We start from the raw sequence: 4,391 nt of genomic DNA on the forward strand, positions 1-4,391 counted from the left end.
GCCAGCCCGCCCAGCCAGCCGGCGATGACGTTCATGCTGGCGAAGGAGGCGACCTCGAAGAAGTTGGATGCGCCGGCCCCGTAGCCGATGCGCCGCTGCTCGGCCTCCGCCGCCCGGTCGCGCGGCGGCTTGTCGAAGACGCCGAGCGCCCGGGCCTCGGGCATCAGGGCGATGTAGCCCAGCATGGCGGCGGCCAGGAACAGGCGGGCCCCGGTGGTCGCCCAGGCCGCCCCGACCGCCCCCATGGCCGGGATGTCCCAGGGCCCGGGCACCAGCAGCAGCACGAGGCCCAGGTTCACCACATTCGCCGCCCACATCGCCCAGGCGCCTGGCCCGGGCCGTGAGAGGCCCTCCAGCCAGAAGCTGGCGGTGACGCTGAGCGCATAGCCTGGCAGCGAGAGCGAGAAGACCAGCAGGGCGCGGCTCGCACCGTCCGCCAGGTCCTTCTCGAGGCCGATCACGTGCAGGAACGGCGGCCCGACGATCGCCAGGCCGACGGTGGAGGCCACGCCGATCAGCAGGCTGTAGGTCAGGCCCCGCCGCAGCACGGCCCCGGTCTCGTGACGCCGCCCCTCGCCGATCGCCCGGGCGGTCATCACCTGCACGCCGATCAGCAGGCCGATGGCCATGGTCAGCACGACGCTGGTCGGGGCCCAGGCGAGCGCGTGGTAGCCCAGTTCCTTCGCCGAATAGCGGCCGACGACCACGGCGTCGGTCAGGCCCATGGTCATGATGCCCAGGCGCGACAGCACCACGGGCCCGGACAGCTTCAGCAGCCGGGGCAGTTCGTCACGAACGGGAGAGGGACGCCCTCCCGCAAGCGAGGACGCCTGGGCCGCGGAGGGCTCCATGGAACACCTGGAATTTCAAAGAAGCTGCCGAAACTGACCGTCGCGCCCGAAAAGGCAAGTGGAGCTTCGCCTGTGTTAACCTTCGCCGTCCGGGCGTGGCCGGGAAGGCACAGGCCGGGCCGCTGGACTGCCGCAACGGCAGTCGCGGCGCACTCGCCTCACCTGCTGCGAGGGGACGCCCGGATGACGCCCGACGAGACTGCCGCCACGCCGGACCCGCCCGTCCGCGAGGTGGTGCCCGCCCATCGCTTCGACGAGGCCCCCCTGCACGCCTGGCTGCTCGAGCGGCTGCCGGAGGTGGGCGACCGCCTCCAGGTGCAGCAGTTCCAGGGCGGCGCCTCCAACCCGACCTTCCTGCTGACCAGCGGCGAGGGCCGCCGCTACGTCCTGCGCAAGAAGCCGCCCGGCCAGCTGCTGGCCAGCGCCCACCAGGTGGATCGCGAGTACCGGGTGATGAAGGCGCTGGAGGGGCACGTCCCCGTGCCGCGCATGCGCGCGCTGTGCGACGATCCCGAGGTGATAGGCACGTCCTTCTACGTGATGGACTATCTGGCTGGCCGGATTTTCCGCGACGCCACCCTGCCCGGCCTGGCGCCGGCCGAGCGCGCCGCCATCTACGACGACCTGAACGCCACCCTGGCCCGGCTGCACCAGGTGGATTTCGAGGCCGTGGGCCTGGGCGACTTCGGCCGCCCGGGCAACTACTTCGAGCGGCAGGTGGCCCGCTGGACCCGCCAGTACCGCGACGCCGCCACCGAGGCGATCCCCGCCATGGACGCCCTCATCGAGGAGCTGCCGGCGCGCATCCCGAAGGACCAGTCGGTGTCCATCGCCCACGGCGACTACCGGCTGGAGAACGTGATGTTCCATCCGACCGAGCCGCGGATCATCGCCGTGCTGGACTGGGAGCTCTCCACCATCGGCCATCCGCTGGCCGACATCGCCTACAACGCCTTCCTGTGGCGCTCGCACGGGGCGTCCTGGGGCAGCCTCGACGGCGTGGACTTCGCCACGAGCGGCATCCCCACCGAGGCCGAATACGTCGCGGCCTACTGCCGCCGTACGGGCCGGGCCGGCATCGAGGACTGGCCGTTCCTGATGGCCTTCTCGATCTTCCGCCTGGCCTCGATCTCACAGGGAGTCTACGCCCGCACCCTGGCCGGCGTGCTCGCCAGCGAACGCGAGGCGGTCAACGGCTGTCCGGCGCTGGCCGAGCAGGCGCTGGCGATCCTCCACGGACGGGAGTAGCGCGATGCAGCTTGGACTGGACGGCAAGGTGATCTTCGTGGCCGGGGCGAGCCGCGGCATCGGCCTGGGCATCGTCGAGGCCTGCCTCGCGGAGGGCGCCCGGCTGGTGATCACCGCCCGCGGCGCGGACGCCTTGGAAGCGACCCGGGCCCGGCTCGCGGCGGAATACGGCGAGGACCGGCTGCTCGCCATCGCCGGCGACATGCGCCAGACCCAGGTGATCGAGGACGCCGTCGCCCGCGCCGAGGACTCCTTCGGCCCGATCTTCGGCGCCGTGGCCAACGTCGGCCTGCACCCCTGCCCGCCCGGCCTGGAGGTGGACGACGAGACCTGGGACGCCGGCTTCACCCAGAACCTGGATTCCGCCTGGCGGCTGTCGCGGGCGGCGCTGCGGCGGATGACTCCCCGGGGCGAGGGTTCGGTCCTGCTGATCAGCTCGATCGCTGGGCTCGGAGCGCTGGGAACGCCGCTGACCTACGGCACGGCCAAGGCCGGCATGAACCATCTGACCAAGGAGCTGGCGCGGATCGCCGGCCCCAGCAGCGTGCGCGTCAACGCCATCGCCCCCGGCAACATCATCTTCCCCGGCGGCGAGTGGGAGGAGCGATCGCAAGGCCCCCGGGCGGAGGCCTGGACCCGCTGGATCAACCGCGAGGTCCCGCTGAGGCGCTTCGGCCGGCCCGAGGAGATCGGCGCCGTCGCGGCCTTCCTGCTGAGCCCGCTGGCGAGCTTCGTGACCGGGGCCGTCGTGCCGGTGGACGGCGGCCAGACGCGCTGACGCAGAGCGTCGGCGAAAACGTCGGGGCGAGCCTGAAGCGCCCGCCCCGTGCAAGCTTCAGGAGGCGGCGCGGCGCTGCTGCTCGACGCGCTCTTCCTTCAGTTTCTCGGCCACCAGGAAGGCCAGCTCCAGCGCCTGTTCGCCGTTCAGGCGCGGGTCGCAGTGCGTGTGGTAGCGGTCGGCCAGGTCCGTCTCGGCGAGCGCCCGGGCGCCGCCCAGGCATTCGGTGACGTTCTGGCCGGTCATCTCCAGGTGCACGCCGCCCGGATGCACGCCCTCGGCCCGGCAGATCTCCACGAAGCTCTTCACCTCGGAGAGGATCCGGTCGAACGGCCGGGTCTTGTAGCCGTTGGCGGCGGTGAGCGTGTTGCCGTGCATCGGGTCGATCGCCCAGACCACGCTGCGGCCGGCGGCCTTGGTGGCGCGCAGCAGGCGCGGCAGCCGGTCCTCGATCTTGTCGTAGCCGAAGCGGCCGTAGAGGGTGAGCCGGCCCGGCTCGTTCTGCGGATTCAGCACATCGGCCAGGCGCAGGAGGTCGTCGCCCTCCATGGTCGGGCCGCACTTCACCCCGATGGGGTTGCGGATGCCGCGGAAGAACTCCACGTGGGCGCCGTCCAGCTCGCGCGTGCGCTCGCCGATCCACACCAGGTGGGCCGAGGTGTCGTACCACTGGCCGGAAGTGCTATCGACGCGGGTCATCGCCTCCTCGAAGCCCAGCAGCAGGGCCTCGTGGCTGGTGAAGAACTCCACCTGGTGCAGGCTGGCGTGGCTCTGCGGCGTGACGCCGATGGCCTCCATGAACGCCAGGCTGTCACTGATCTTGTCGGCCAGCTCGCGGTAGCGCGCGCCCTGCGGGCTGTCGGAGACGAAGCCCAGGGTCCAGCGGTGGATGTTGTGCAGGTCGGCATAGCCCCCGCCCGCGAAGGCGCGCAGCAGGTTCAGGGTGGCCGCAGACTGGGAATAGGCCTGGATCAGGCGCTGCGGGTCGGGCGTGCGCCCTTCCGGCGTGAATTCCATCGCATTGATGTTGTCGCCCCGGTAGGACGGCAGGGTGACGCCGTCCTGGGTCTCGATGGGCGCGGAGCGCGGCTTGGCGAACTGGCCCGCCATCCGGCCCACCTTCACCACCGGCTTGCCGCCCGCGAAGGTCAGCACCACCGCCATCTGCAGGATCAGGCGGAAGGTGTCGCGGATGTTGTCCGCGTGGAATTCCTTGAAGCTCTCGGCGCAGTCACCGCCCTGCAGGAGGAAGGCGCGGCCTTCCGAGACGTCGGCCAGCAGGCTTTTCAGCCGCCGCGCCTCGCCCGCGAACACCAGCGGCGGCATCCCGCGGAGCGTCTGCTCGACCTTCGCGACCTCTGCGAGGTCGGGATAGTCCGTCGGCATGTGCTTGGCGGGCTTCGATCTCCAGGAAGCAGGCGTCCAGTGTTCGGTCATGACTTCGTACTTAAGCGGGATCGCTCCCCCCGAGGGAGCGGAAGGGGCGGGTTCTACCCTTAAATAGGGTCTCAGGT

4 protein-coding genes are annotated in these 4,391 nt (G+C 71.1%); 2 read left to right on the forward strand and 2 right to left on the reverse strand.

The features are described from left to right. Positions 1 to 851 (reverse strand): MATE family efflux transporter (locus V7Z97_RS19465; protein WP_334165142.1); only part of this gene is annotated, 851 nt, incomplete at its 3' end. Positions 852 to 1,034: 183 nt separating this feature from the next. On the opposite strand from V7Z97_RS19465, the gene V7Z97_RS19470 reads away from it, so the two are divergent. After that, positions 1,035 to 2,099 (forward strand): phosphotransferase family protein, encoded by a 1,065-nt coding sequence (locus V7Z97_RS19470; protein ID WP_334165144.1) that lies wholly within the window; start codon positions 1,035 to 1,037, stop codon positions 2,097 to 2,099. A 4-nt stretch (positions 2,100 to 2,103) separates the two neighbouring features. Further along, complete coding sequence (locus V7Z97_RS19475) at positions 2,104 to 2,877, forward strand: SDR family NAD(P)-dependent oxidoreductase (protein ID WP_334165147.1); 774 nt, start codon at positions 2,104 to 2,106, stop codon at positions 2,875 to 2,877. Positions 2,878 to 2,934: 57 nt separating this feature from the next. Here V7Z97_RS19475 and V7Z97_RS19480 read toward each other — a convergent pair whose 3' ends face one another. After that, on the reverse strand, positions 2,935 to 4,314 hold the full coding sequence (locus V7Z97_RS19480; protein ID WP_334165148.1) for a class II 3-deoxy-7-phosphoheptulonate synthase: 1,380 nt from the start codon (positions 4,312 to 4,314) through the stop codon (positions 2,935 to 2,937). Between the last annotated feature and the right edge of the window lie 77 nt (positions 4,315 to 4,391).

The organism is Phenylobacterium sp. (genome assembly GCF_036821595.1).
In the GTDB taxonomy this organism is placed as follows: Bacteria; Pseudomonadota; Alphaproteobacteria; order Caulobacterales; family Caulobacteraceae; genus Phenylobacterium.

Coding starts and splice junctions, on each gene's coding strand:
- V7Z97_RS19470 (WP_334165144.1), top strand. CDS start 1,035: ATGACGCCCGACGAGACTGCCGCCACGCCGGACCCGCCCGTCCGCGAG.
- V7Z97_RS19480 (WP_334165148.1), bottom strand. CDS start 4,314: ATGACCGAACACTGGACGCCTGCTTCCTGGAGATCGAAGCCCGCCAAG.
- V7Z97_RS19475 (WP_334165147.1), top strand. CDS start 2,104: ATGCAGCTTGGACTGGACGGCAAGGTGATCTTCGTGGCCGGGGCGAGC.